The following is a 23,627-nucleotide window of genomic DNA, read 5'->3' on the forward strand; positions in this document are numbered from 1 at the left end:
TCAAACACGGTAGCAGTGTACCCGCCTGGTGGCGGGTAACTGAAGTGACTTTAAACATACAAGGGTTGGGGTGAGGGCATCAGGCCGCACAAGATTATTTCAATGTACAGTCACCGCACTGCTGGACATCCGGCAGGCGGTAACGCTGGCAGCAGGTACGCCTGACTAGTAAGCCTTCGCGAGTGACAACCGTTCGCCATAACGGGTTATCGTTGCCGTTACTGAGCTGTTTTTCGAAGAAACAGAACTGGCGCAGCGCAGCGACGCGGTTTTCACCGAGCAGCGGTATCATCTCTCCCAGACACCAGTTGATCAGATACCCAGTGTTGCTCCAGATAAGCTTCGCGTTGATCTCACCAGTGGCTGACAGCGCCTCGACGACCGGCAACATAGCCTGGCTTATCAGGGCTTCAATACGCGAAGAATCACCCTGAGTCGATAAGGCATCATCCTGTCTGACATCCAGCCAGAAGCAGGCCGCACGGCCTGTCTCGTGAAACAACACGTGCAGATGCTCAGGAGATAAATCCAGAGCCTGCTTCTGCGTTAACAGTGCCAGCAGCAGCGGGGGAACCATCAGACCGAGGTACCACTGGGCCCAGAGTGAAAGCAGCGGCTTTCCTTCATAGGGCAGCGTCGGCTGTTTTTGGTAGATATGAGCCGCGTAGATTTCCCGTAGTTCCAGCAGTCGTGCAGGTCGCATCCATTCGGCGAGGGTCACTGCTTCCCGTGGTGCAAGTTCATTGAGCTTGATGAACTCAAGAAGATGAGGACGCAGCCGGGTAAGCGTGTCACGCACGGCATTGGCCAGGGCGTCAGTGTCGCTGACATGCCGGACGCGTCGGATGACGAATTCATTTAGCGGAGCGCAACGATAAGCCATAGTGCAGGATAGATGGAAATCTAAATGATAATGATTGCCAATCCTAGCCAGAGGTAAAATCGATAGCAAGATGTTTATGGTAAAGAAGGCGGGCGGGGGTCAGGCTATCTGCAAATCACCACTGACCAGAATGCTGTTGCGTCCCAGATTCTTGGCTTCGTAGAGCGCTTTATCCGCTTTAGTGAGCGCCTCTTCAATATCACCATCTTCAAGCGGCGCAATACCGATGCTGATCGTGACGTTAGTGGCGACGCTTTCGTTGAACATATGCGGGATATCAAGATCGTAGACCTGCTGGCGAATGCGTTCTGCGGCAATGCGGGCGCGCTCCAGATCCACGCTGTTGAGTAAAACCATAAACTCCTCGCCGCCGAAACGGGCAACAAGGTCACGGGAACGCACCGCGTCACGGATCGCCGCCGAAACACGAATCAGCGCCTGGTCGCCCATCATATGGCCGTAGTGATCGTTGTAGGCTTTGAAGTGGTCAATATCCAGCAGCAGAACAAATCGTGTGCCGTCATCCAGCGCCAGCAGGTTGGTCAGCTTATGCTGCAACCCACGGCGATTGTACAGCCCGGTGAGAGGGTCGAGCATACTCAGGTCATTAAGGGTTTTACGTTCCTGGATCAGGCGATACATCAGCGCCTGAGAGAAATTGTCATTCCGCTTTTGGATCACATACTGAATGGAAATACCAATCAACGGCAGCATGAAGGCGTAGAACAGTCGAATCGATATTTCACCGGTGCTTAACCAAAGGCAGGCCACAAAGGTGGGGAAAGAGTGCAACACAAACGCAATGATATTATTGGAAAAAGCGAGCGCGCCAATAAATAAAACACTTAATAGGGCTATCAGCAGATAACCAGAATCATCAGCGTTTATTACCCTTGTTTTAATAATGATATGCCATGCCCAACAACAACCGAATAAAAATGATATCAGCGTAATATTTAATTTTTTCTTCGAATATTTCCACTGGTATAGCATGACAAGCACGCTGGCGCTGAGAATCAGGCACAGTGGCAGGGTGAGCCCACGGATACCGCTAAGCGGCAGGGCTATCGTAAACAGGGCTGAGATGGCATTGAGTAGCAAGAAGAGTCGAAGGGATAATCGATATTTCTTTTTGCAGAGTGATTGCCAGGATTGTGCTGTCATATATATAAAAAATCGTTATTAATCTGCAATGTATAATTTAACTGGTTGCCAAAGATTAAAAATAACGCGCGGAAAGTTTATCGCGAAAAAGTGTAATTGTTTAGATTTAATTAAGTGACGCTTAATTTATCACCTTCATGAATGTCTGTCACCTGAAGATGAGTAAAGTTCATACCGCTTTTGGTGCTGATGCTGACAAATGATAAAGTATGTCATATGATATTGGTTATCATTATCAATGCGAGAGGCAAAATCATGTTACAACGCGCGTTGGGGAGTGGATGGGCCATCCTGTTACCGGGCATTGTCGTCGCTGTAATGGCTTTTGCCGATCTCCCTTTAGATGCCTGGCGCGTGGTGATCGTTATCGGCTTACTGCTGACTCCCGCCATGCTCTACCATAAGCGTCTGCGCCATTTCATACTCTTGCCGTCCGGCGTTGCATTGGTCGGTGGGATCATTATGGCGATGCTGAATGTAAAAATGATGATGTAGCGAAAGGTGATACTAAAGAGGGACTACCTGGGGATAAGATATTTGGTGCGAGGGGGGGGACTCGAACCCCCACATCCTAAGGACACTAACACCTGAAGCTAGCGCGTCTACCAATTCCGCCACCTTCGCACAACTATCTTATATCTTGCTTTGTCTGATATCGCCTCGTTGGTGCGAGGGGGGGGACTCGAACCCCCACATCCGAAGGACACTAACACCTGAAGCTAGCGCGTCTACCAATTCCGCCACCTTCGCCCAGTGCGAGCAATATCATTTTGTGGATGATGGTGCGAGGGGGGGGACTCGAACCCCCACATCCAAAGGACACTAACACCTGAAGCTAGCGCGTCTACCAATTCCGCCACCTTCGCATTCCATCGATACAATAAGTATCGTTACCACGGAGGCGCATTCTAGATGTTTTCTGGTTTTCGTCAACAGTTAATTGCAGGTCGCTTTTTCAACTGATGTAAAAAAACGCAGCGCGGATCGGGGAGCAAATGCCCGGTAAATCAGTGATTACCGGGCAGAGGAGAATTAACGTTTGGCCTGGCGGGTCATCACAGTGCGGTAGACTTTGAAACGGCCGGTCTGCGCGATAACTTCATGGAAACCAAACATCTCATCCAGCACGGCTGGATACGGCAGGAAGGCGTTGGCGACGATACGCAATTCACCACCGCTGTTCAGATGGCGAACCGCGCCACGAATCAGCATTTGTGTCGCTTCAAGGCTGGTTTGCAACCCATCATGGAACGGCGGATTGGAAATAATCATATCGAAACGACCGGTGACGTCAGAGAAAACGTTACTGGCGAAGACGTCGCCTTCCAGGCCGTTGGCGGCGAGGGTCGCTTTACTGGCTTCAATCGCTGGTGCTGAGACATCGCACAATGTCAGACGTACCTTAGGTGAATGGCTGGCGAGCACCGTTGCCAGAACCCCTGCGCCACAACCGACATCGAGCACTTTGCCCTTGGTGTGGGGAGTAAAGGTTGACAGCAATAACTGGCTTCCGACGTCCAGTCCGTCACGGCTGAAAACGCCAGGCAAGGTTTTGATGGTAAGCCCATCAAGCTGGTAGTCGTTCCAGAAGCCCTGCGCATCGAAGTTTGGCTGCTTTTCCAGGCGACCATGGTAAAGCCCGCAACGGCGAGCGCTGTCCACTTTATTCAACGGCGCGAACTCTGCCAGCATCTGTTCCGCACTGCGAACGCCGCTGCGATTTTCACCGACGACAAAAATGTCCGTACCCACCGGTAGCAAAGAGAGCAGATTCATCAGTTGGTACTGGGCTTCTGGCTTATTTTTCGGCCAGTAATAGACAAGCGTATCGCTGTCGCCAACCGAGGACTGTTCCAGCGTCAGACCAAAGACGGCATCATCACCCATCTGGCGGCTGAGTGTTTGCCACTGATGGTATTGCTGGGTCCAGGCACGACTATGGGCCGTGTCGAGTCTTCCAGGCAGGTCGTCCTGTAGATCACCGGCAAACAGAATGCGGCTTTGTTCGAAATCATCACTGTGGCGCAGCAAGACTTCACTTGCCGGGGTTAAAGCAGACATGGAGGGTTCCTCATTAAACTCAGGCGGGGATTATACACGTTATCCTTCACGCTGCCTCTTTGTTGACGGCGTCTTCGTACCCTGGTCACTTACTTGTGTAAGCTCCCAGGGATACTCATTCTTGTCGCCGCGATGCATCACGAATGATTTAGTGTATGCACGTTATCCTTCCTGCTGCCTCTTTGGCTGATGGCGAATATTCGACGAGTTTGCTATATTTGCGCGCCTGACAGACAGGAGTTTTCGCTATGACTACCCGACGCGACTGGCAATTACAACAACTGGGGGTCACCCAGTGGTCCCTGCGTCGTCCGATGGCGTTACAGGGGGAAATCGCTGTTTCTCTTCCGGCGCATATTCGTCTGGTGATGGTTTCTTCTGAACTGCCCACGTTAGCTGACCCACTAATAAACGATGTACTGCGAGCGTTGGCGCTGAGTGCCGATCAGGTCCTGCAACTGACGGAGGATCGCGTGGCGATGCTGCCAGCCGAAAGCGTCTGTAATAGCTGGCGACTGGGTATCGAGCAACCCTTGCCGCTGGTGGGGGCGCAGGTTGCGTCACCGGCTTTTGACGAACTTCGGGTTAACCCGGTGGCACGTGCCGCGTTATGGCAACAAATCTGTGACTATGAACATGATTTCTTCCCTCACCACGGCTGATTTAGCCCGTGCGTATGACATTGAGACCCGGGCCCATGCGTTTCCCTGGAGTGAGAAAACCTTTGCGACCAATCAGGGCGAACGTTACCTCAATTTCCGTTTGATGGCTGGGGATGTCATGGCCGCGTTTGCCATTACCCAGGTTGTGCTGGATGAGGCGACACTGTTTAACATCGCGGTTGATCCGGCCTGGCAACGTCAGGGGGTTGGCAGACAACTGCTGGAGCATTTAATCAGCGAGCTGGAAAAGCGTGATGTATTGACGCTGTGGCTTGAGGTCAGAGCCTCGAACCATGCCGCGATTGCGCTGTACGAAAGTCTGGGATTTAACGAGGCGACAATCCGCCGCAACTACTACCCCACAGCGAATGGACGTGAAGACGCCATCATTATGGCGCTGCCAATTTAAACCACGAAAGGTGATGATGTAATGAGATGGGAATGGATATTCTTTGATGCTGACGAAACGCTGTTTACGTTCGATGCTTTCGGTGGCTTACAGCGAATGTTTCTTGACTATAGCGTGACATTCACCCGCGATGATTTTGATGATTATCAGGCGATTAATAAACCGTTATGGGTTGATTACCAGAACGGATCCATCAACGCGTTGCAGCTTCAGCATCAACGTTTTCAGGGTTGGGCTGAACGTCTTAATGTGGCCCCTGGTGATTTGAATAACGCGTTCCTGAATGCAATGGCGGAGATCTGTTCGCCTCTGCCGGGCGCGCAATCTTTGCTCAGTGCGTTAAAAGGGAAGGTTAAGCTTGGTATCATCACCAACGGCTTTACCGCGTTGCAGCAGATCCGTCTGGAACGCACCGGTTTTCGCGACTATTTTGATTTATTGGTTATCTCCGAGCAGGTTGGGGTAGCAAAGCCCGATCCGCGTATTTTCAATTACGCGCTGGAGCAGGCACAAAACCCCGATCCTTCCCGCGTGCTGATGGTCGGCGATACCGCCGAGTCAGATATACTGGGTGGGATGAATTCAGGCCTTTCCACCTGCTGGCTCAATGCTCACGATCGTGTCCTGCCGGAGGGAATCAACCCGACCTGGACCGTAACATCGTTAACCGAACTGGAGTCACTCCTGTGTAAACATTGATTGTCTGCACTCAGTCGTTGAGTACAATAGCCGCATTTTTCGTATCTCCTGGCCGTGGCGATTGCCGCGCCTTTACACAGAAGAAATTCATTATGACGTTGTCTCCTTATTTACAAGAGGTAGCGAAGCGCCGAACGTTCGCCATTATCTCTCACCCGGATGCCGGTAAAACCACGATCACCGAGAAGGTGTTATTGTTCGGACAGGCTATCCAGACTGCCGGTACGGTAAAAGGCCGTGGCTCCAGCCAGCATGCAAAATCCGACTGGATGGAGATGGAAAAGCAGCGTGGTATCTCTATCACCACCTCCGTGATGCAGTTCCCGTATCATGAGTGCCTGGTTAACCTGCTGGACACCCCCGGGCACGAAGACTTTTCCGAAGATACCTACCGCACGCTGACGGCGGTGGACTGCTGTTTAATGGTGATTGATGCGGCGAAAGGTGTCGAAGACCGTACCCGTAAGTTGATGGAAGTCACGCGTCTGCGTGATACGCCGATCATCACCTTTATGAACAAACTTGACCGTGATATCCGCGATCCGATGGAACTGCTCGATGAAGTGGAAAATGAGCTGAAAATCGGTTGTGCGCCCATCACCTGGCCGATTGGCTGCGGCAAATTGTTCAAAGGTGTTTACCACCTTTATAAAGATGAAACTTACCTGTATCAGACCGGTAAAGGCCACACTATCCAGGAAGTACGCATTGTGAAGGGGCTGAACAACCCGGATCTGGATGCCGCCGTCGGTGATGATCTGGCGCAGCAGTTGCGTGACGAGCTGGAGCTGGTGCAGGGAGCTTCGAACGAATTCGATCATGAGCTGTTCCTGGCCGGTGAAATTACCCCGGTCTTCTTCGGTACGGCGCTGGGTAACTTCGGTGTTGACCATATGCTGGACGGTCTGGTTGAGTGGGCGCCTGCGCCGATGCCACGGGCAACGGATAGCCGCGAAGTGACGGCTGACGAAGAGAAGTTCACTGGCTTCGTCTTTAAAATTCAGGCCAACATGGACCCGAAACACCGTGACCGCGTCGCTTTCCTGCGTGTGGTGTCCGGTAAGTATGAGAAAGGCATGAAGCTGCGCCAGGTGCGTCTGGGTAAAGACGTGGTTATTTCTGATGCGCTGACCTTTATGGCGGGCGACCGTTCACATGTTGAAGAAGCCTTCCCTGGCGACATCATTGGTCTGCACAACCACGGTACTATTCAGATTGGCGACACCTTTACTCAGGGTGAGATGATGAAGTTCACCGGTATCCCGAACTTCGCCCCGGAACTGTTCCGTCGTATTCGCCTGCGCGATCCGCTGAAGCAAAAACAGCTGCTCAAAGGTCTGGTACAGCTTTCCGAAGAGGGGGCAGTACAGGTCTTCCGCCCAATTGCGAACAACGATCTGATAGTTGGCGCGGTCGGTGTGTTGCAGTTCGATGTGGTGGTTTCACGACTCAAAAGTGAGTACAACGTTGAAGCCGTCTACGAATCTGTCAACGTCGCAACGGCGCGTTGGGTGGAATGCAATGACGTGAAGAAATTCGAAGAGTTCAAGCGTAAGAATGAGATCCAACTTGCGCTGGATGGCGGCGATAATCTGACCTATATTGCCCCGACCATGGTGAACCTGAACCTGGCCCGTGAACGTTATCCTGACGTCCAGTTCCATCAGACCCGCGAACACTAATCTCCTCTGCGGAGCGCGGCACACGCCGTGCTCCGTCACTTAACCTGTCTTATTAGCCTCTTGCGGAAAGTTCTTAAATAGCCGCGATCACGCCTGTAATGCTCGTTTTTTAATCAATTCAGCAAGCGTTTTTACTATTGTTGGCTATATTTAACAAAGTGATGACATTTTTGGTGGTTAATAATCCTACATATCCAGTTGATAGTGGATTTTTAATTACTGAAAAAATCATAACTTAGTATTAATGACTGAAAAAGAGACGTGTGCCAGGCGGGAAAACGGTATGGAACCCTGTCCATGACCTGGGCACGGACTCGATATTTGGTGATGTCACCAGGGAAGTAACAGCGGCCTTTTTGCTGCTGAAAGCCCAAATCGTGGGTAAACCAACAGGAACAGACTGATGACTATGACAAGACTGAAGATTTCTAAAACTCTGCTGGCCGTTGCGCTGGGTGCCACTCTGGCAAGTGGATCCGCTTTGGCGGAAAACACCACCCTGGATAAAGCACAGAATGCGGCTAACAACGCAGGGCAAAAAATCGATAGCTCTATGAATAAAGTCGGTAATTTCATGGATGACAGTGCCATCACCGCCAAAGTTAAAGCGGCGCTGGTCGATCACGAAGAAATTAAAAGCACGGATATTTCAGTGAAAACGGAGAAAAAGGTGGTGACGCTGAGCGGCTTTGTTGAGAGCCAGGCGCAGGCCAATCTGGCGGTCGATACCGCGAAAGGTATCGAAGGCGTCTCGTCAGTGAGTGACAAATTGCACGTGCGTGACAGTCAGTCTTCGACGGTTAAAGGCTATACCGGTGACACCGCCACCACCAGTGAAATCAAAGCAAAACTGCTCGCCGATGACCTCGTCCCTTCCCGTAAGGTGAAAGTGGAGACTACCGATGGTGTCGTGCAGCTGTCCGGTACGGTTGACTCGCAGGCCCAAATTGAACGGGCCGAGAGTATCGCCAAAGCCGTTGATGGCGTCAAAAGTGTCAAAAACGATCTTCAGGCAAAGTAACAATCCCTGAAAACGTGCAGCCCCGATGATTTCGGGAAGAAGGGGCTGTACGCACCTGGGAAATATTGCCCGTGAGCATCCTGAGCGCTCACGACAAGCGGTCGACATTAACTATGGTAAAGAAGGAGAGTCTTATGTTTCGTTGGGGCATCATATTTCTGGTTATCGCGTTAATTGCCGCCGCTCTGGGCTTTGGTAGTCTGGCGGGGACGGCAGCTGGCGCTGCGAAAATCGTCTTTGTCGTCGGTATCATCCTGTTCCTGATCAGCCTGTTTATGGGACGCCGGCGTCCATAGCGATATCCCGTGCTGCTCAACAAATTACCAGGCCAGTCCATGTGACTGGCTTTTATCGTTTCAGGGAATGGCACAGATTGGTAAGGGGCAGAGAGTTTCTATGGATAATAAAATGCGCTACTTTGGCTTAATGACTAAAAAGTAAAAACAGGAAGGCAGGGTGGGGCAGCATATTCCCGTGACGCCTGGCAATATCGCGCCATTGGCGTTAAAACCATTTCGTGCAGGCCGCATCGCGCTGGTGTGTGAAGGCGGCGGCCAGCGAGGTATTTTTACTGCCGGTGTTCTGGACGAATTTATGCGCGCCGAATTCGATCCTTTCGAGCTTTATCTCGGCACCTCCGCCGGGGCGCAGAATCTCTCTGCCTTTGTCTGTAACCAGCCGGGCTATGCCCGCAAAGTGATCATGCGTTACACCACCTCCCGTGACTTTTTTGATCCGGTGCGTTTTGTGCGGGGCGGTAATCTGATCGATCTCGACTGGCTTGTGGAGTCCACTGCCAGCCAAATGCCGCTGGCAATGGATTACGCGGCCCGTGGTTTTGACGCTGGAAAATCCTTTCTCATGGCTGCCTGTCGGCAGGATGATTACAGCGCAGAATACTTTTCCCCCCAGCATGACAACTGGCTGGATCTGATCCGTGCCTCCAGTGCGATCCCCGGATTCTATCGTGCTGGCGTCACCCTTAATGGCGTTAACTACCTTGATGGCGGCGTCAGTGCTGCCATCCCGGTGCAGGAGGCGGCAAAAAGGGGGGCGAAGACGATCGTCGTGGTACGCACTGTTCCTTCGCAAATGTATTACACGCCGCAATGGTTTAAGCGTATGGAGCGCTGGCTGGGGGAAAGCAGTTTGCAGCCGCTGATCAATCTGGTCCAGCACCATGAGAAAACCTATGCCGCCACGCAGAAATTTATCGATACGCCGCCGGGGAAACTGCGCATTATCGAAATTTATCCCCCGAAGCTGTTGAACAGTATGGCGCTGGGTAGCCGCTTACCGGCGCTGCGCGAAGACTACAAACTGGGCAGACTTTGCGGACGCTATTTCCTCGCAACGGTAGGTAAATTGCTGGTGACAACCCCGCCGCTGGCTCGCCATCGTTCGATTGTTACACCCTCCACGACCCTTGTTATGCCGCCCACAGCGGTGGCCAACGATACACTCGATACCTCGTTGACGAGTGCCGTACAGGCTAACGACCTGCCGTTTAACGATGAGGATACCGCGTGACTTTCCGCTTTATCGATACCCATTGCCACTTTGATTTTCCCCCGTTTCAGGATGATGAAGCCGCCAGCCTTGCCCGCGCGGCGGCGATGGGGGTTGAGCGTATTATTGTACCGTCCATTGGCTCTCAGTATTTTGCCCGGGTGGTCGCCCTCAGCAGAAGCTGGCCCGCCCTGTACGGCGCACTGGGCTTGCATCCGATTGTGATTGAAGAACACACCGCTGACTGCCTTGACCAGCTTGAGGAACAGCTCGCCAGGAGGGAGGCCAAAGTGGTTGCCGTCGGTGAAATTGGCCTCGATTTGTACCGTGAAAATCCACAGATTGAACGGCAGGAAGCGGTGCTTGAGGCGCAGCTTAAGCTGGCAAAACGCTTTGATTTACCGGTGATTCTGCACTCAAGGCGCACACACGATAAGCTGGCGATGCATTTAAAGCGCCACAACTTACCGCGAACCGGCGTGGTGCATGGCTTTGCCGGAAGTTTACAGCAGGCGCAACGCTTTATTGGTCTGGGATATTGCATTGGCGTAGGGGGAACCATCACTTATCCACGGGCCAGTAAGACCCGCGAGGTAATGGCGCAGTTGCCGCTGGATTCACTGCTGCTGGAAACCGATGCCCCGGATATGCCCTTAAATGGCTTTCAGGGTCAACCTAACCGTCCTGAACAGGCGGCCCGTGTTTTTCAGACGCTGTGCGAACTGCGCCCGGAACCGCCGGAGGTCATCGCGCAGGCGTTGCTGGATAATACCCGGCGCCTGTTCGCCTTAGAGGTATAAGGCGGGTAGGATCACCTTTTTTACTCCCCGAATGTTAAGCGCCTGCGCCAGGGGCTCAACATCCTGCGCCGTTGCGCTACGCCAGCGCTTTGCCTCGCCGTAGACGCCATGGGCATGGAAGGCATTGAGTCTGACGGGGATATCCCCCAGCGTCTGAATAAACGCCGCCAGCGCATCAATGTGCTGCAGGTAATCGCAATGTTCGGGGATAACCAGCAGACGTAGCTCCGTCAGTTTCTGCTGTTCTGCAAGTAGACGCAGGCTGGCTTTCACCTGAGTATTGTCGCGGCCAGTCAGAAAGCGGTGCAGTCCGCTGTCCCAGGCTTTCAGGTCGATCATTGCCCCGTCGCAAAGCGGCATCAGTTTTTGCCAGCCCGTCTCACTGAGCATGCCGTTGCTGTCCACAAGCTTTGTGAGGTGGCCCAGTGTCTTGCTGGTCTTCAGGGCGGTAAAGAGGGCGATCAGGAAGGGGAGTTGGGTGGTTGCTTCCCCGCCGCTGACCGTGATGCCTTCAATAAACATTGCCGCTTTTTGGATCTGCGCCAGCACCGCATCCAGGCTGAGTGTGAGCGCCATCGGCGTGGATTGTTGCGGGCAGAGCCGCAGGCAGGTGTCGCACTGCTGGCATGCGGCAGCCTCCCAGTTCACATTGCCGTTTGCCAGAGATAATGCGCCATGCGGGCAGGCCGGAACGCAGTGGGCGCAGTGATTACAACGACCGATAGTCCACGGATTATGGCAATTTTTACAGTTCAGATTGCAGCCCTGTAAAAACAGGGCCAGGCGACTGCCTGGCCCGTCAACACAGGAAAACGGAATGATTTTACTGACTAAAGCGCATCTGTTGTTCATGGCTGACCACGCGAGGCTGTCGTTCAAGGATGCGGGTATTACGTGCGGCCTCTTCCCCAAGCCAGGTGGTATTGGTACGCGAGCCCTCATCGCGGAATTTTTGCAGATCGGACAGACGCACCATATAGCCCGTCACCCGAACCAGGTCGTTACCGCTGACGTTGGCGGTGAACTCACGCATTCCTGCCTTAAACGCGCCAAGACACAGCTGTACCACGGCCTGGGGATTACGTTTCACCGTCTCATCGAGCGTGAGGATATCGCTGATACCGGAGGTGTAGCAGGCGTGGTGCGGGGCGACGGTTAACAGGTGAGTAATAGGATCGGGTTCGTCGCCGTAGGGCAGACGCGCGCCCGGCGTAGTGTCGGTATCTGAGCTAATGCCGGACTGGGCATGCAGCATCGCCCGATTCTTCCAGCCGTGCTTCACGGGGGTGTTTTCAACAAATTCGGCCAGCCGTTCGCTGATGGTATATGCCAGCGCATTGGCTTCCATATCCTTACCGTAGCGTAAGTTGAGGCCTGAGCGATCGCAGAGCAGGTTAACCGCTTCGGCCAGCCCGTACATACCAAACATCGGTGCAAAACGTTGCGGGTCAATCAGCCCTTCTTTGACCAGGAAGCTATGCTCAAAGAAGCCCGATTGCTGATACAGGAAATCACAACGCGCATTGATGACGGCCATCTGCTGCCGGCAGTAGTAAGGCAGGGTGTTATTGATAAAATCCTCAGCATCCTGACTGCGCTGCGCGATGGCTTTCAGATTCAGGCGCACCAGGGTGCTGCCGCCCCCTGCCAGCGGCAGTGAGTTGTAACAACTGACGATGCCATATCCACCTTTTGTGAAAATTTTATCATTTACCGGGCCGTTGGCGATATGGGGTTTGCTGCACTCACAGATATTTTTGCCGACCTCGAGTAGCAAATCATCCGGTGTAATTTGCGGGTCATAAATAAACGTCAGATTAGGCGCAACCTGCTTCAGTTCAGCATCTGCTCGTAAAATTGCGCGTGTGACTGGCGTATCAGCCGGGCCGATGTTGGCATGCATAAAAGCATCCGGCAGGGTTCTGTCCAGATAACGCCAGAAACGTTTTATTCGAATATCGATTTCTTCTTGTGTTAGAATTCTAACATATGGTTGCAGAATCACATCCAGTTGACCCAGATAGACGGGCATTGATGTGACGGAAGGAACATGGTGATAGAGGATTGTCAGCATCGACAGAGCATCGTCGAGATCTGTTGCGGCCTCCAGCTCCAGCCAGGCTGATCCATTGGCGAGAAACTTCGCATAATCCGGCAGCACGTAGCGTGGTTTATAAGGGGCATGGCCTTCGAACATATCGCAAATTGTCCCTTCTTCCAGTGCTGCTCGCGCGCTATCCGGTAGCGCAGGGTAGGGAAGATTATTCTCTGCCTCCAGCGCCAGAAAGTGACGTTTTTGCGCGGGAGTGAGCGCGGAACTGGTGACGATTTGCTGGCAGCGCGACAGGTGAGATGAATCAACAGATGTGGACATATTCGCTCCTCTTATTCCTTAAGTGGTGAGTGAAGTGTAGATAACCCACGACCAGCCCCTCTTGATCCATATGCGCTAAAGGGTCGGTAAACGGCTCTTTTAAGCATGAAAATTTGATGAATGTCTCATTATGGTTTTGCAAATATGAATTTCGTTTTCATTAACTGTGATGAGTGTCGATGTGTAACGACGGGTAAATGTTAGAATAATAACAGGCCCGAATTAAATCGGCGGTTGCCGACGGAGAAAGCTATGACTGATTTAACTGCAAGCAGCCTGCGTGCATTGAAATTGATGGACCTGACCACGCTGAATAACGATGACACCAATGAAAAAGTCATCGCCCTGTGCCATCAGGCGAAAACCCCGGTCGGGACGACCGCCGCGATTTGTATCTATCCACGTTTTATCCCGATTGCGCGTAAGACTCTCAATGAGCAGGGCACGCCGGAGGTTCGCATCGCCACCGTCACTAACTTCCCGCACGGTAATGATGATATCGGGATTGCGCTGGCAGAGACCCGTGCCGCCATCGCCTATGGCGCAGATGAAGTCGATGTGGTCTTCCCGTACCGCGCGCTGATCGCGGGCAATGAGCAGGTTGGTTTTGATCTGGTGAAAGCCTGTAAAGAAGCCTGTGCCGCGGCAAACGTGTTACTGAAAGTGATTATCGAAACCGGTGAACTGAAAGAAGAGCAGCTTATCCGTAAAGCTTCCGAAATCGCTATTAAGGCGGGCGCTGACTTTATCAAAACCTCTACCGGTAAAGTGCCGGTCAACGCGACCCCGGAAAGCGCGCGCATTATGCTGGAAGTGATCCGTGATATGGGCGTGGCGAAAACCGTAGGCTTTAAACCGGCCGGCGGCGTGCGTAGCGCCGAAGACGCGCAGCAGTATCTGGCCACTGCCGACGATGTGTTGGGTGCTGACTGGGCGGATGCGCGCCACTACCGCTTTGGTGCCTCCAGCCTGCTTGCCAGCCTGCTTAAAGCGCTGGGCCATGGCGACGGTAAGAGCGCAAGCAGCTACTAATTACTCGTCATACTTCAACCCGCAGGTGCGTTAGCTGCACTCCCTCACCCCAGTCACTTACTGTAGTAAGCTCCTGGGGATGAGCTCAATTGCCGCCTTCCTGCGACTTGAATTATTTAGAGTAATCATTCATTGCGGTGGTTTTTCCGCCGCATTTAACCTGATTCCTCAGGGGGGTACCGTGTTTCTCGCTCAAGAAATTATTCGTAAAAAACGTGATGGTCACGCGCTCAGTGATGAAGAGATCCGTTTCTTTATTAATGGCATTCGTGATAACACCGTTTCCGAAGGGCAAATTGCCGCTCTGGCAATGACCATTTTCTTCCACGACATGGCTATTGAGGAGCGCGTTTCGCTGACCATGGCGATGCGAGACTCGGGTTCCGTCCTTGACTGGAAGAGCCTCAACCTCAACGGCCCTATTGTTGACAAACACTCCACCGGCGGCGTTGGCGATGTGACATCGCTGATGCTCGGGCCGATGGTGGCTGCATGTGGCGGCTACATTCCGATGATCTCCGGGCGCGGTCTGGGTCACACCGGCGGTACGCTGGATAAACTTGAAGCCATCCCCGGCTTTGATATTTTCCCGGATGACAGCCGTTTTCGCGACATCATCAAAAACGTCGGCGTGGCGATTATCGGGCAGACCAATTCTCTGGCCCCGGCTGACAAGCGCTTTTATGCCACTCGCGACATCACGGCAACCGTCGATTCTATTCCGTTAATTACCGCCTCAATCCTGGCCAAGAAACTGGCAGAAGGACTGGATGCGCTGGTGATGGACGTTAAAGTCGGCAGCGGCGCATTTATGCCAACCCCTGAACTGTCTGCCGAACTGGCGCAGTCGATTGTGGGTGTGGCAAACGGTGCGGGCGTTCGCACCACCGCGCTGCTTACCGATATGAACCAGGTACTGGCCTCCAGCGCAGGCAATGCGGTGGAAGTGCGTGAAGCCGTGCGCTTCCTGACCGGCGATTACCGTAACCCGCGCCTGTTTGATGTCACCATGGCGCTGTGCGTGGAGATGCTGATTTCCGGCAAGCTGGCGGAAAATGATGCGCAGGCTCGGGCCAAATTACAGGCGGTGCTGGATAACGGCAAAGCGGCGGAAATCTTTGGCCGCATGGTTGCGGCGCAAAACGGCCCGACCGATTTCGTCGAAAACTACGACAATTACTTACCCACTGCGATGCTCAGCAAAGCGGTGTACGCAGACCACGAAGGCGTGGTAGGGCAGATGGACACCCGCGCGTTGGGGATGGCGGTGGTTGCTATGGGCGGCGGTCGCCGTCAGGCCTCTGACGCCATTGACTACAGCGTTGGTTTTACCGATATGGCCCGTCTGGGCGACGCAGTCGACGGGCAGCGCCCACTCGCCGTTATTCATGCGAAAGACGAAACCAGCTGGCAGGATGCGGCAAATGCAATAAAAGCCGCGATTGTGATCGCCGATGAAGCGCCGAAAGAAACGCCAACGGTGTGGCGGCGCATTACCGATTAACGATATACTGATCTGATCGCTTTTTTTCAAAGCACTGAGTACGGAGAAACTATGAAACGTGCATTTATTATGGTGCTGGACTCCTTCGGTATCGGCGCAACGGAAGACGCAGGAAAATTTGGTGACGTGGGTTCTGATACCCTGGGCCACATCGCGGAACGTTGTGCGAACGGAGAAGCTGACCATGGGCGTAAAGGCCCGCTGCATTTGCCGAATCTGACCCGACTGGGACTGGCGAAAGCGCACGAAGGTTCGACGGGGGAAATCCCGGCTGGCATGGATGGCAACGCAGAAATCACCGGGGCTTATGCCTGGGCGCATGAGCTCTCCTCGGGTAAAGATACCCCGTCAGGACACTGGGAAATCGCAGGTGTACCGGTACTGTTCGACTGGGGCTATTTTTCCGATCATCAAAACAGCTTCCCGCAGGAACTGCTGGACAAGCTGGTAGAGCGGGCAAACCTGCCGGGCTACCTCGGTAACTGTCACTCATCCGGTACCGTTATCCTCGACGAGCTGGGCGAAGAGCATATGAAAACCGGCAAGCCGATTTTCTATACCTCTGCGGATTCCGTGTTCCAGATTGCCTGTCACGAAGAGACCTATGGTCTGGACAAGCTGTACGAACTTTGTGAAATCGCCCGCGTTGAGCTGACGGAAGGGGGTTACAACATCGGTCGTGTTATCGCGCGTCCGTTTGTCGGTGATAAGGCCGGGAACTTCCAGCGCACCGGCAACCGTCATGACCTGGCGGTGGAGCCGCCGTCAGCGACGGTGTTGCAGAAATTTGTTGATGAGAAAGACGGCCAGGTGGTTTCCGTGGGGAAAATCGCGGATATCTACGCCAACTGCGGTATCACCAAAAAAGTGAAAGCAACTGGTCTGGACGCGCTGTTCGACGCCACCATCCAGGAGATGAAAATCGCGGGTGATAAGACAATTGTCTTTACCAACTTCGTTGATTTCGACTCATCATGGGGTCATCGCCGCGATGTAGCCGGTTATGCGGGTGGTCTGGAACTGTTTGACCGTCGTTTGCCGGAGCTGATGGAACTGGTGGGAGAGGATGATATCCTTATCCTGACCGCCGACCACGGTTGCGACCCGACCTGGCAGGGCACCGATCATACCCGTGAGCATATTCCGGTTCTGATCTACGGCCCGAAAGTGAAACCGGGCTCACTGGGGCATCGTGACACCTTTGCGGACATCGGTCAGACGGTGGCATCGTTCTTCGGTACCTCGCCGATGGACTACGGCAAAAACATGCTTTAAACGCTTTGGGATGGGCAGCGCTTGTTGCCCCCATCCCACACAACAAATAAAAAGGAACTGAAGATGGCAACTCCTCACATTAACGCAGAAATGGGTGATTTCGCTGATGTTGTTCTGATGCCGGGCGATCCGCTGCGTGCTAAACACATTGCGGAAACCTTCTTTGAAGATGTTCGTGAAGTGAACAACGTCCGTGGCATGCTGGGTTACACCGGGACCTACAAAGGTCGTAAAATCTCAGTCATGGGCCACGGAATGGGGATCCCTTCCTGCTCCATCTATACCAAAGAGTTGATCACTGATTTCGGCGTCAAAAAAATCATTCGCGTCGGCTCCTGCGGCGCGGTGCGCATGGACGTGAAACTGCGTGATATCGTGATTGGTATGGGTGCCTGCACCGATTCCAAAGTCAACCGTATGCGTTTCAAGGATCATGACTTTGCGGCGATTGCTGACTTCGACATGGTGCGTAATGCCGTTGATGCTGCGAAAGCGCTGGGCGTTGACGCCCGCGTCGGCAACCTCTTCTCTGCCGATCTGTTCTATGCGCCGGACGGCGGTGAAATGTTCGACGTGATGGAAAAATACGGCATTCTGGGCGTGGAAATGGAAGCGGCCGGTATCTACGGCGTTGCCGCGGAGTTCGGAGCAAAAGCGCTGAGTATCTGTACCGTTTCCGACCATATCCGTACCCATGAGCAGACCACCTCTGCTGAGCGTCAGACCACGTTCAACGACATGATCAAAATCGCACTGGAATCCGTTCTGCTGGGCGATAAAGAGTAAGTGCATTTCCCCTCACTCTGACCGCCCGGTGCGGTTTTGGTTTTCTCCCTCTCCCGGTGGGAGAGGGTCGGGGTGAGGGCATCAGACAGTTGTTATCTCACCGCACCCGCAATCCATGCCGACAGCTCTCTCAGTTCGCTTTCCTGCTCCGGGAAGTCGACAAGCAGCGCATCACATGCCTGAACCAGCGCATCAGCGCGATACAGACAGCCCTGTAAACGGGCCGCCAGCGCCTCCAGCGGGGCGGGGTTCAGGCTGTCGGTAAATACCTGCGTGCGGGTGATATGCCCTTTTTCGACATCAAAGTGCAGCTCAACGCCACCCCAGGTGAAACGCTCATCGAGCAAATGGCTAAACGCAGGAGCCTGGCCGAAGTTCCACTCCCAACTGCTCTGGCGGGCAAAGGTTTCGGCGAAGTTCGGCAGGTCAGGCGTTTTATCCGGTGAAATCACTTCCGCATCCACCTGCTCGCCGTAATGGGTAAAGAAGGCAGCGGTCACCGCCTCGCAAATGCGTTCATGGCTTACGCCCGGCAGCAGTTCCACCAGATTAGCCACACGTCCGCGCACGGAAGTAATGCCTTTCGCCTGAAGTTTCTTCTTGTCCGGATTGAGGTAGTTTGCCAGACGGCTGAGGTCGGCATTGAGCAATAAGGTGCCGTGGTGGAAACCGCGATCTTTGGTTTCGCGATAGGCCGAGCCTGAGACCTTGCGATCGCCATCGGCGGTTTTCACCACCAGGTCGTTGCGCCCGGAGGCCTCTGCGGTGACCCCCAGCGAGTTTAGCGCTTGCAGCACAATGGCGGTGGAGACGGTTTTGTCATACTCCGGCTTGCCTGCCATAAAGGTAAAACAGGTATTGCCAAGATCGTGGAATACCGCGCCGCCCCCGCTGCTGCGGCGCGCAAGGCGAACGTTATCTTCTTCCATTCGCCGGGTGTTGCACTCTTTCCATGGATTCTGCGCGCGCCCAATTACCACGGTATCCGCATTACGCCACAAAAAAAGCACGCGCTGGGTGGCGGGCATCTGGCGGAAAATACACTCTTCCACGGCCAGGTTGAACCAGGGGTCGTATGAATCAGAGATAAGCAGGCGCAGCGTTGTCATGACAGATTTCCTTTTCAGTATAAGGCGTTAACTGTACCACTAATCTTTCTTCTCGCTCTCTTCCTCTTCCGGGACGGGTTTGTTGGCAGTCAGCAGGAAGGGGGATTGCTGCCAGCGGGTACGTTTGCCCTGCAGCAGAGTGCGGGTCAGGACGACGCCAATGGCCAGTGAAAGCAGTAACATCAGACGCAGAATATTGGTGGTGTTGTCGACCTGCTTGGCCTCCGTCGCCAGCGTATGGGTATCGAGCGTTAAGCGCAGATAACCCAGCGGGCCGCTTTTTCCCTGGACAGGTTCGACAATCTGTTGATTGAAGTAACCGCCCGCTTTTTTACCGTCCAGCGCCAGGCGGTCGCGAACATCAATGCTTTCGCCAGATCGCGCAATAAGATCGCCGCGTTCGTCATAAACGCCGGCATCCAGAATGCGGCTCTCTTCCGTCAATTGTCGCAGGATAATACTGATACGCTTGTCGTCTGGCGTTTCGGTACGCATCAATGGGGTGAGATTTAACGTCACCTGTTTAGCCAGCGTGCGCGCGAGCTCTTCAAGCTGAGGGTTGCGTTGACGCTGATGACTCTGGCTGAACCAGGATGCCCCCTGCATCAGCGCGACCAGCAATGCCAGACAGATAAGCACGATCACGGCACGGTGAAGCCTGAATTTAAGTTTTGCGCGAGCCATATTCCACCTGTTGAAAATTTGCGGCTTAATGTTGCCAGAAGCGCTGGTTACAAGGTAGCCTCATGCGTTATTTTTACCTCAGCACATATCCCTACAGGAGCTGTAATGCCAAATAATTTGACCTGGTGCGACCTGCCCAACGATGTTTCTCAGTGGCCCGGGTTGCCGCTCTCTTTAAGTGGCGATGAGGTTATGCCTCTGGATTATCACGCAGGGCGCACCGGCTGGCTTCTGTATGGACGCAAACTGGATAAAGCTCACCTGACCGCTTTGCAGCGCAAATTGGGGGCGGCGATGGTTATCGTGGCCGCCTGGCGGGTCGATGACTATCAGGTTATCCGCCTGGCTGGCTCGCTGACGCCGCGCGCAACACGTCTTGCCCATGATAATGGTCTGGATGTGGCGCCTTTAGGTAAAAATCCGTCACTGCGCGCGCCGGGTTTGATGGTGATGGATATGGACTCCACCGCCATTCAAATCGAATGTATTGATGAAATCGCCAAACTGGCAGGAACGGGCGAGCAGGTTGCCGAAGTGACCGAGCGTGCGATGCGCGGGGAGCTGGACTTTACCGCCAGCCTGCGCAGTCGCGTGGCAACACTTAAAGGCGCCGATGCCGGCATTCTTCATCAGGTGCGTGAAACACTGCCGCTGATGCCGGGGTTGACCCAAATGGTGCTGAAAATGCAGTCCCTTGGCTGGAAAGTGGCCATTGCTTCCGGCGGCTTTACCTTCTTTGCCGATCACCTGCGGGATAAGCTGAGTTTATCTGATGCGGTCGCCAATCAACTGGAAACCTTTGACGGTAAATTCACCGGCAATGTGCTGGGCGATATCGTCGATGCGCAATACAAAGCGAAGACGCTTACGGCGCTGGCGGAAAAATATGACATCCCCATCACCCAGACTATCGCTATTGGTGACGGCGCTAACGACCTGCCGATGATTAAAATCGCCGGGTTGGGCATTGCTTACCATGCCAAACCCAAAGTCAATGAGAAGACGGAAGTGACAATCCGTCACGCTGACCTGATGGGAGTGTTCTGCATTCTCTCGGCCAGCTTAAGTAAGAAATAACGAGGTCTCTGTGGCGAAAGCTCCAAAACGTGCATTTGTCTGTAATGAATGTGGTGCCGATTATCCGCGCTGGCAGGGGCAATGCAGTGCCTGTCAGGCCTGGAATACCATTACTGAAGTGCGCGGCGTGGCTGCATCGCCAACCGTTGTTCGCAATGAACGCCTGAGCGGCTACGCGGGCAATGCAGGCGTCTCCAGAGTACAGAAACTCTCCGATATTAGTCTTGAGGCGCTACCGCGTTTTTCCACCGGTTTTAAAGAGTTTGACCGCGTACTGGGCGGCGGCGTGGTGCCGGGGAGCGCCATTCTGATTGGCGGCAATCCAGGTGCCGGTAAATCAACGCTATTGCTGCAAACCCTCTGCAAGCTTGCCGAACAAATGAAAACGCTGTACGTCACCGGCGAGGAGTCGTTACAGCAGGTGGCCATGCGCGCCCACCGCCTTGGTCTGCCCACTGCCAATCTGAACATGCTGTCAGAAACCAGCATTGAGCAAATCTGCCTGATTGCCGATGAGGAGCAGCCGAAGCTGATGGTCATCGACTCCATTCAGGTGATGCATATGGCAGATATTCAATCCTCGCCGGGGAGCGTGGCGCAGGTGCGGGAAACCGCAGCATATCTGACGCGTTTTGCCAAGACGCGAGGCGTGGCGATTGTGATGGTTGGTCACGTAACCAAAGATGGTTCGCTGGCCGGACCGAAAGTCCTTGAGCACTGTATCGACTGTTCGGTGATGCTGGATGGTGATGCCGACTCCCGTTTTCGTACCCTGCGCAGCCATAAAAACCGCTTTGGCGCGGTTAATGAGCTGGGGGTCTTCGCCATGACCGAGCAAGGCTTGCGCGAAGTCAGTAATCCATCGGCTATTTTCCTCAGCCGTGGCGATGAAGTGACGGCCGGGAGCTCGGTGATGGTGCTCTGGGAGGGAACTCGCCCGCTACTGGTAGAAATTCAGGCGCTGGTGGATCACTCGATGATGGCCAACCCGCGGCGCGTGGCGGTTGGGCTGGAACAAAACCGTCTTGCGATCCTGCTGGCGGTATTACACCGCCACGGCGGTCTGCAAATGGCCGATCAGGACGTATTTGTAAACGTGGTGGGTGGCGTCAAAGTGACGGAAACCAGCGCCGATCTTGCGTTGCTGCTGGCGATGGTCTCCAGCCTGCGCGATCGCCCGCTGCCGCAGGATCTGGTGGTTTTTGGCGAGGTCGGTCTGGCGGGGGAGATTCGCCCGGTTCCCAGCGGCCAGGAGCGTATTTCCGAAGCGGCAAAACATGGCTTCCGTCGGGCGATTGTGCCCGCCGCCAATGTGCCGAAAAAAGCACCGGAAGGGATGCAGATTTTTGGCGTGAAAAAACTCTCAGATGCGCTAAGTGTGTTTGACGACTTATAATTAAATTCCCGTCGCCTTTCTGGTGGCAGGAGTGTTGGCGGCGTTCACGTGCCGCCTTCCTGCCCCGAAATGCACAGGGAATGTTGCATATAAGCCTGGCTCTTTACGCGGTCAGGCAGATCCAGCTAGCAGGAGGCTCCAGTGTCGTCATTCGACTATCTCAAAACCGCCATTCGTCAGAAAGGCTGTACGTTACAGCAGGTTTCGGACGCCAGCGGTATGACCAAAGGTTATCTGAGCCAGCTCCTGAATGCCAAAATCAAAAGCCCCAGCGCACAGAAGCTGGAGGCATTGCACCGTTTTCTTGGTCTTGAGTTTCCCCGTCAGCAAAAAAATATCGGCGTGGTGTTTGGCAAGTTCTACCCGTTACATACCGGGCATATTTACCTGATTCAGCGCGCCTGTAGTCAGGTCGATGAGCTGCATATCGTGATGGGCTATGACGAAACGCGCGATCGCGAGCTCTTTGAAAACAGCGCGATGTCGCAGCAGCCGACCATCAGCGATCGCCTGCGCTGGTTGCTCCAGACGTTCAAATATCAGAAAAATATCCGCATTCATGCGTTCAATGAAGAGGGGATGGAGCCTTATCCACACGGCTGGGATGTCTGGAGTAAAGGCATTAACGCCTTTATGGATGAGAAAGGCATTCAGCCCAACTGGATTTATACCTCTGAAGAGTCAGATGCGTCGCAGTACCTGCAACATCTCGGTATTCAAACCGTTCTGATCGATCCCAAACGCACCTTTATGAGCATCAGTGGTGGGCAGATCCGTGCAAACCCCTTCCGCTACTGGGATTACATTCCAACTGAAGTGAAGCCCTTCTTCGTGCGTACCGTGGCGATTCTGGGCGGTGAATCCAGCGGGAAATCGACCCTGGTCAATAAGCTTGCCAATATCTTCAATACCACCAGCGCCTGGGAATATGGGCGGGATTATGTCTTCTCACACCTCGGTGGCGATGAGATTGCGCTGCAATATTCAGACTACGACAAAATTGCCCTTGGCCAGGCGCAGTACATTGATTTTGCGGTCAAATACGCCAACAAAGTCGCTTTTGTCGATACTGACTTTGTCACCACTCAGGCGTTCTGCAAAAAATATGAAGGCCGTGAGCATCCCTTCGTCCAGGTGCTGATCGACGAATACCGTTTTGACCTGGTGATCCTGCTGGAAAATAACACGCCATGGGTGGCTGACGGACTACGTAGCCTCGGCAGTTCAGTGGATCGCAAAGAGTTCCAGGCTATGCTGGTCGATATGCTCAAAGAAAATCATATCGATTTTGTGCATGTTGAAGAGCCGGATTATGACGGGCGCTTCCTGCGTTGTGTCGAGCTGGTGAAAGGGATGATGGGCGAGCAGGGGTAGATCTCTGCGGTCTGATGCCCTCACCCTTGTTGAGTCGTGCGGTCTGGTGCCCTCACCCCGGCTCTTATGTCTTGACCTTCCCCGCTCAGGCGGGGAAGATCCCCGACTGATCATCGGGGGGGTTGT

General features: G+C 53.7%; 23 protein-coding genes and 3 tRNA genes. 16 read left to right on the top strand and 10 right to left on the bottom strand.

Translation table 11 applies throughout. The features are described 5' to 3' along the window. Positions 1–94: 94 nt before the first annotated feature. Together fhuF and ACSZO4_RS16565 are read right to left on the bottom strand one after the other, a co-directional pair. On the bottom strand, positions 95–883 hold the full coding sequence (gene fhuF, locus ACSZO4_RS16560) for a siderophore-iron reductase FhuF (protein WP_437890123.1): 789 nt from the start codon (positions 881–883) through the stop codon (positions 95–97). A gap of 99 nt (positions 884–982) precedes the next feature. Next, positions 983–2,047: a GGDEF domain-containing protein gene (locus ACSZO4_RS16565; RefSeq protein ID WP_437890124.1), complete on the bottom strand. Its 1,065-nt coding sequence runs from the start codon at positions 2,045–2,047 to the stop codon at positions 983–985. A 216-nt stretch (positions 2,048–2,263) separates the two neighbouring features. Here ACSZO4_RS16565 and ACSZO4_RS16570 point away from each other — a divergent pair, with 216 nt between their 5' ends. Beyond that, positions 2,264–2,542 (top strand): DUF1435 domain-containing protein, encoded by a 279-nt coding sequence (locus tag ACSZO4_RS16570; protein WP_437890125.1) that lies wholly within the window; start codon positions 2,264–2,266, stop codon positions 2,540–2,542. Positions 2,543–2,585: 43 nt separating this feature from the next. On the opposite strand, the gene ACSZO4_RS16575 is transcribed toward ACSZO4_RS16570, so the two are convergent. The 4 genes from ACSZO4_RS16575 to rsmC all read right to left on the bottom strand — a co-directional run bounded on the left by ACSZO4_RS16575 (position 2,586) and on the right by rsmC (position 4,108). Continuing rightward, positions 2,586–2,671: transfer RNA gene (locus tag ACSZO4_RS16575), tRNA-Leu, on the bottom strand. Between the two features lie 40 nt (positions 2,672–2,711). Further along, positions 2,712–2,797, bottom strand: a tRNA-Leu gene (locus tag ACSZO4_RS16580). A 30-nt stretch (positions 2,798–2,827) separates the two neighbouring features. After that, positions 2,828–2,913: transfer RNA gene (locus tag ACSZO4_RS16585), tRNA-Leu, on the bottom strand. A 166-nt stretch (positions 2,914–3,079) separates the two neighbouring features. After that, complete coding sequence (rsmC, locus tag ACSZO4_RS16590) at positions 3,080–4,108, bottom strand: 16S rRNA (guanine(1207)-N(2))-methyltransferase RsmC (protein ID WP_437890126.1); 1,029 nt, start codon at positions 4,106–4,108, stop codon at positions 3,080–3,082. A gap of 248 nt (positions 4,109–4,356) precedes the next feature. Between rsmC and ACSZO4_RS16595 the strand changes: the two genes are divergently transcribed. The 8 genes from ACSZO4_RS16595 to ACSZO4_RS16630 all read left to right on the top strand — a co-directional run bounded on the left by ACSZO4_RS16595 (position 4,357) and on the right by ACSZO4_RS16630 (position 10,890). Then, a complete protein-coding gene (locus ACSZO4_RS16595; RefSeq protein ID WP_437890127.1) occupies positions 4,357–4,770 on the top strand; it encodes a DNA polymerase III subunit psi in 414 nt (137 codons plus the stop codon). Then, positions 4,739–5,179 (top strand): ribosomal protein S18-alanine N-acetyltransferase, encoded by a 441-nt coding sequence (gene rimI, locus ACSZO4_RS16600; RefSeq protein ID WP_437890145.1) that lies wholly within the window; start codon positions 4,739–4,741, stop codon positions 5,177–5,179. Before ACSZO4_RS16595 ends, rimI begins: the two co-directional genes overlap by 32 nt. Before the next feature lie 21 nt (positions 5,180–5,200). Further along, the gene (gene yjjG / locus ACSZO4_RS16605) at positions 5,201–5,878 is read left to right on the top strand and encodes a pyrimidine 5'-nucleotidase (protein ID WP_437890128.1); all 678 of its coding nucleotides are present in this window, start codon (positions 5,201–5,203) and stop codon (positions 5,876–5,878) included. 92 nt (positions 5,879–5,970) lie between these two features. After that, positions 5,971–7,560 (top strand): peptide chain release factor 3, encoded by a 1,590-nt coding sequence (gene prfC / locus ACSZO4_RS16610; protein WP_437890129.1) that lies wholly within the window; start codon positions 5,971–5,973, stop codon positions 7,558–7,560. Between the two features lie 403 nt (positions 7,561–7,963). Next, positions 7,964–8,581, top strand: a complete 618-nt coding sequence (gene osmY, locus ACSZO4_RS16615) for a molecular chaperone OsmY (RefSeq protein WP_437890130.1) — start codon at positions 7,964–7,966, stop codon at positions 8,579–8,581. Between the two features lie 134 nt (positions 8,582–8,715). Further along, complete coding sequence (locus tag ACSZO4_RS16620; RefSeq protein ID WP_437890131.1) at positions 8,716–8,877, top strand: DUF1328 domain-containing protein; 162 nt, start codon at positions 8,716–8,718, stop codon at positions 8,875–8,877. A gap of 160 nt (positions 8,878–9,037) precedes the next feature. Then, positions 9,038–10,111 (top strand): patatin-like phospholipase family protein, encoded by a 1,074-nt coding sequence (locus tag ACSZO4_RS16625; RefSeq protein WP_437890132.1) that lies wholly within the window; start codon positions 9,038–9,040, stop codon positions 10,109–10,111. Continuing rightward, entirely contained in the window at positions 10,108–10,890 is a 783-nt protein-coding gene (locus ACSZO4_RS16630; protein WP_437890133.1) for a TatD family hydrolase, read from the top strand. The genes ACSZO4_RS16625 and ACSZO4_RS16630 overlap by 4 nt, the downstream gene beginning before the upstream one ends. Here ACSZO4_RS16630 and ACSZO4_RS16635 read toward each other — a convergent pair. Together ACSZO4_RS16635 and ACSZO4_RS16640 are read right to left on the bottom strand one after the other, a co-directional pair. Then, positions 10,879–11,742, bottom strand: coding sequence for a YjjW family glycine radical enzyme activase (locus ACSZO4_RS16635; protein WP_437890134.1), 864 nt, complete (start codon positions 11,740–11,742; stop codon positions 10,879–10,881). The two genes, ACSZO4_RS16630 and ACSZO4_RS16635, sit on opposite strands and share 12 nt — an antisense overlap. Next, a complete protein-coding gene (locus ACSZO4_RS16640) occupies positions 11,714–13,264 on the bottom strand; it encodes a YjjI family glycine radical enzyme (RefSeq protein WP_437890135.1) in 1,551 nt (516 codons plus the stop codon). The genes ACSZO4_RS16635 and ACSZO4_RS16640 overlap by 29 nt, the downstream gene beginning before the upstream one ends. A 252-nt stretch (positions 13,265–13,516) precedes the next feature. On the opposite strand from ACSZO4_RS16640, the gene deoC reads away from it, so the two are divergent. From deoC to deoD, 4 genes are all read left to right on the top strand, one after another. After that, positions 13,517–14,296 carry a deoxyribose-phosphate aldolase gene (gene deoC / locus ACSZO4_RS16645; protein ID WP_437890136.1) on the top strand — a complete coding sequence of 260 codons (780 nt, stop codon included), beginning with the start codon at positions 13,517–13,519 and terminating at the stop codon, positions 14,294–14,296. Between the two features lie 181 nt (positions 14,297–14,477). Continuing rightward, positions 14,478–15,800: a thymidine phosphorylase gene (deoA, locus tag ACSZO4_RS16650; protein WP_437890137.1), complete on the top strand. Its 1,323-nt coding sequence runs from the start codon at positions 14,478–14,480 to the stop codon at positions 15,798–15,800. A 51-nt stretch (positions 15,801–15,851) separates the two neighbouring features. Then, positions 15,852–17,075: a phosphopentomutase gene (gene deoB, locus ACSZO4_RS16655; RefSeq protein ID WP_437890138.1), complete on the top strand. Its 1,224-nt coding sequence runs from the start codon at positions 15,852–15,854 to the stop codon at positions 17,073–17,075. A gap of 63 nt (positions 17,076–17,138) precedes the next feature. Next, the gene (gene deoD / locus ACSZO4_RS16660; RefSeq protein ID WP_437890139.1) at positions 17,139–17,861 is read left to right on the top strand and encodes a purine-nucleoside phosphorylase; all 723 of its coding nucleotides are present in this window, start codon (positions 17,139–17,141) and stop codon (positions 17,859–17,861) included. A 92-nt stretch (positions 17,862–17,953) separates the two neighbouring features. Here the strand turns inward: deoD and lplA are convergent, their stop codons facing one another. Both lplA and ACSZO4_RS16670 read right to left on the bottom strand, forming a co-directional pair. After that, a complete protein-coding gene (lplA, locus tag ACSZO4_RS16665; protein WP_437890140.1) occupies positions 17,954–18,970 on the bottom strand; it encodes a lipoate--protein ligase LplA in 1,017 nt (338 codons plus the stop codon). Positions 18,971–19,009: 39 nt separating this feature from the next. Continuing rightward, on the bottom strand, positions 19,010–19,654 hold the full coding sequence (locus ACSZO4_RS16670) for a YtjB family periplasmic protein (RefSeq protein ID WP_437890141.1): 645 nt from the start codon (positions 19,652–19,654) through the stop codon (positions 19,010–19,012). Positions 19,655–19,759: 105 nt separating this feature from the next. Between ACSZO4_RS16670 and serB the strand changes: the two genes are divergently transcribed. The 3 genes from serB to nadR all read left to right on the top strand — a co-directional run bounded on the left by serB (position 19,760) and on the right by nadR (position 23,501). Then, positions 19,760–20,731 (top strand): phosphoserine phosphatase, encoded by a 972-nt coding sequence (gene serB, locus ACSZO4_RS16675; RefSeq protein WP_437890142.1) that lies wholly within the window; start codon positions 19,760–19,762, stop codon positions 20,729–20,731. Positions 20,732–20,741: 10 nt separating this feature from the next. After that, a complete protein-coding gene (gene radA / locus ACSZO4_RS16680; protein ID WP_437890143.1) occupies positions 20,742–22,127 on the top strand; it encodes a DNA repair protein RadA in 1,386 nt (461 codons plus the stop codon). 141 nt (positions 22,128–22,268) lie between these two features. Beyond that, positions 22,269–23,501, top strand: coding sequence for a multifunctional transcriptional regulator/nicotinamide-nucleotide adenylyltransferase/ribosylnicotinamide kinase NadR (nadR, locus tag ACSZO4_RS16685; protein ID WP_437890144.1), 1,233 nt, complete (start codon positions 22,269–22,271; stop codon positions 23,499–23,501). Positions 23,502–23,627 lie beyond the last annotated feature (126 nt).

The organism is Phytobacter sp. V91 (genome assembly GCF_965644225.1).
Classification (GTDB): Bacteria; Pseudomonadota; Gammaproteobacteria; order Enterobacterales; family Enterobacteriaceae; genus CBFFRJ01.

Bases quoted from the DNA above. Each gene is read 5' to 3' on its own strand.
- fhuF (WP_437890123.1), bottom strand. From the start codon at position 883: ATGGCTTATCGTTGCGCTCCGCTAAATGAATTCGTCATCCGACGCGTC.
- ACSZO4_RS16565 (WP_437890124.1), bottom strand. From the start codon at position 2,047: ATGACAGCACAATCCTGGCAATCACTCTGCAAAAAGAAATATCGATTA.
- ACSZO4_RS16570 (WP_437890125.1), top strand. From the start codon at position 2,264: ATGATATTGGTTATCATTATCAATGCGAGAGGCAAAATCATGTTACAA.
- rsmC (WP_437890126.1), bottom strand. From the start codon at position 4,108: ATGTCTGCTTTAACCCCGGCAAGTGAAGTCTTGCTGCGCCACAGTGAT.
- ACSZO4_RS16595 (WP_437890127.1), top strand. From the start codon at position 4,357: ATGACTACCCGACGCGACTGGCAATTACAACAACTGGGGGTCACCCAG.
- rimI (WP_437890145.1), top strand. From the start codon at position 4,739: ATGAACATGATTTCTTCCCTCACCACGGCTGATTTAGCCCGTGCGTAT.
- yjjG (WP_437890128.1), top strand. From the start codon at position 5,201: ATGAGATGGGAATGGATATTCTTTGATGCTGACGAAACGCTGTTTACG.
- prfC (WP_437890129.1), top strand. From the start codon at position 5,971: ATGACGTTGTCTCCTTATTTACAAGAGGTAGCGAAGCGCCGAACGTTC.
- osmY (WP_437890130.1), top strand. From the start codon at position 7,964: ATGACTATGACAAGACTGAAGATTTCTAAAACTCTGCTGGCCGTTGCG.
- ACSZO4_RS16620 (WP_437890131.1), top strand. From the start codon at position 8,716: ATGTTTCGTTGGGGCATCATATTTCTGGTTATCGCGTTAATTGCCGCC.
- ACSZO4_RS16635 (WP_437890134.1), bottom strand. From the start codon at position 11,742: ATGAACAACAGATGCGCTTTAGTCAGTAAAATCATTCCGTTTTCCTGT.
- ACSZO4_RS16640 (WP_437890135.1), bottom strand. From the start codon at position 13,264: ATGTCCACATCTGTTGATTCATCTCACCTGTCGCGCTGCCAGCAAATC.
- deoC (WP_437890136.1), top strand. From the start codon at position 13,517: ATGACTGATTTAACTGCAAGCAGCCTGCGTGCATTGAAATTGATGGAC.
- deoB (WP_437890138.1), top strand. From the start codon at position 15,852: ATGAAACGTGCATTTATTATGGTGCTGGACTCCTTCGGTATCGGCGCA.
- deoD (WP_437890139.1), top strand. From the start codon at position 17,139: ATGGCAACTCCTCACATTAACGCAGAAATGGGTGATTTCGCTGATGTT.
- lplA (WP_437890140.1), bottom strand. From the start codon at position 18,970: ATGACAACGCTGCGCCTGCTTATCTCTGATTCATACGACCCCTGGTTC.
- ACSZO4_RS16670 (WP_437890141.1), bottom strand. From the start codon at position 19,654: ATGGCTCGCGCAAAACTTAAATTCAGGCTTCACCGTGCCGTGATCGTG.
- serB (WP_437890142.1), top strand. From the start codon at position 19,760: ATGCCAAATAATTTGACCTGGTGCGACCTGCCCAACGATGTTTCTCAG.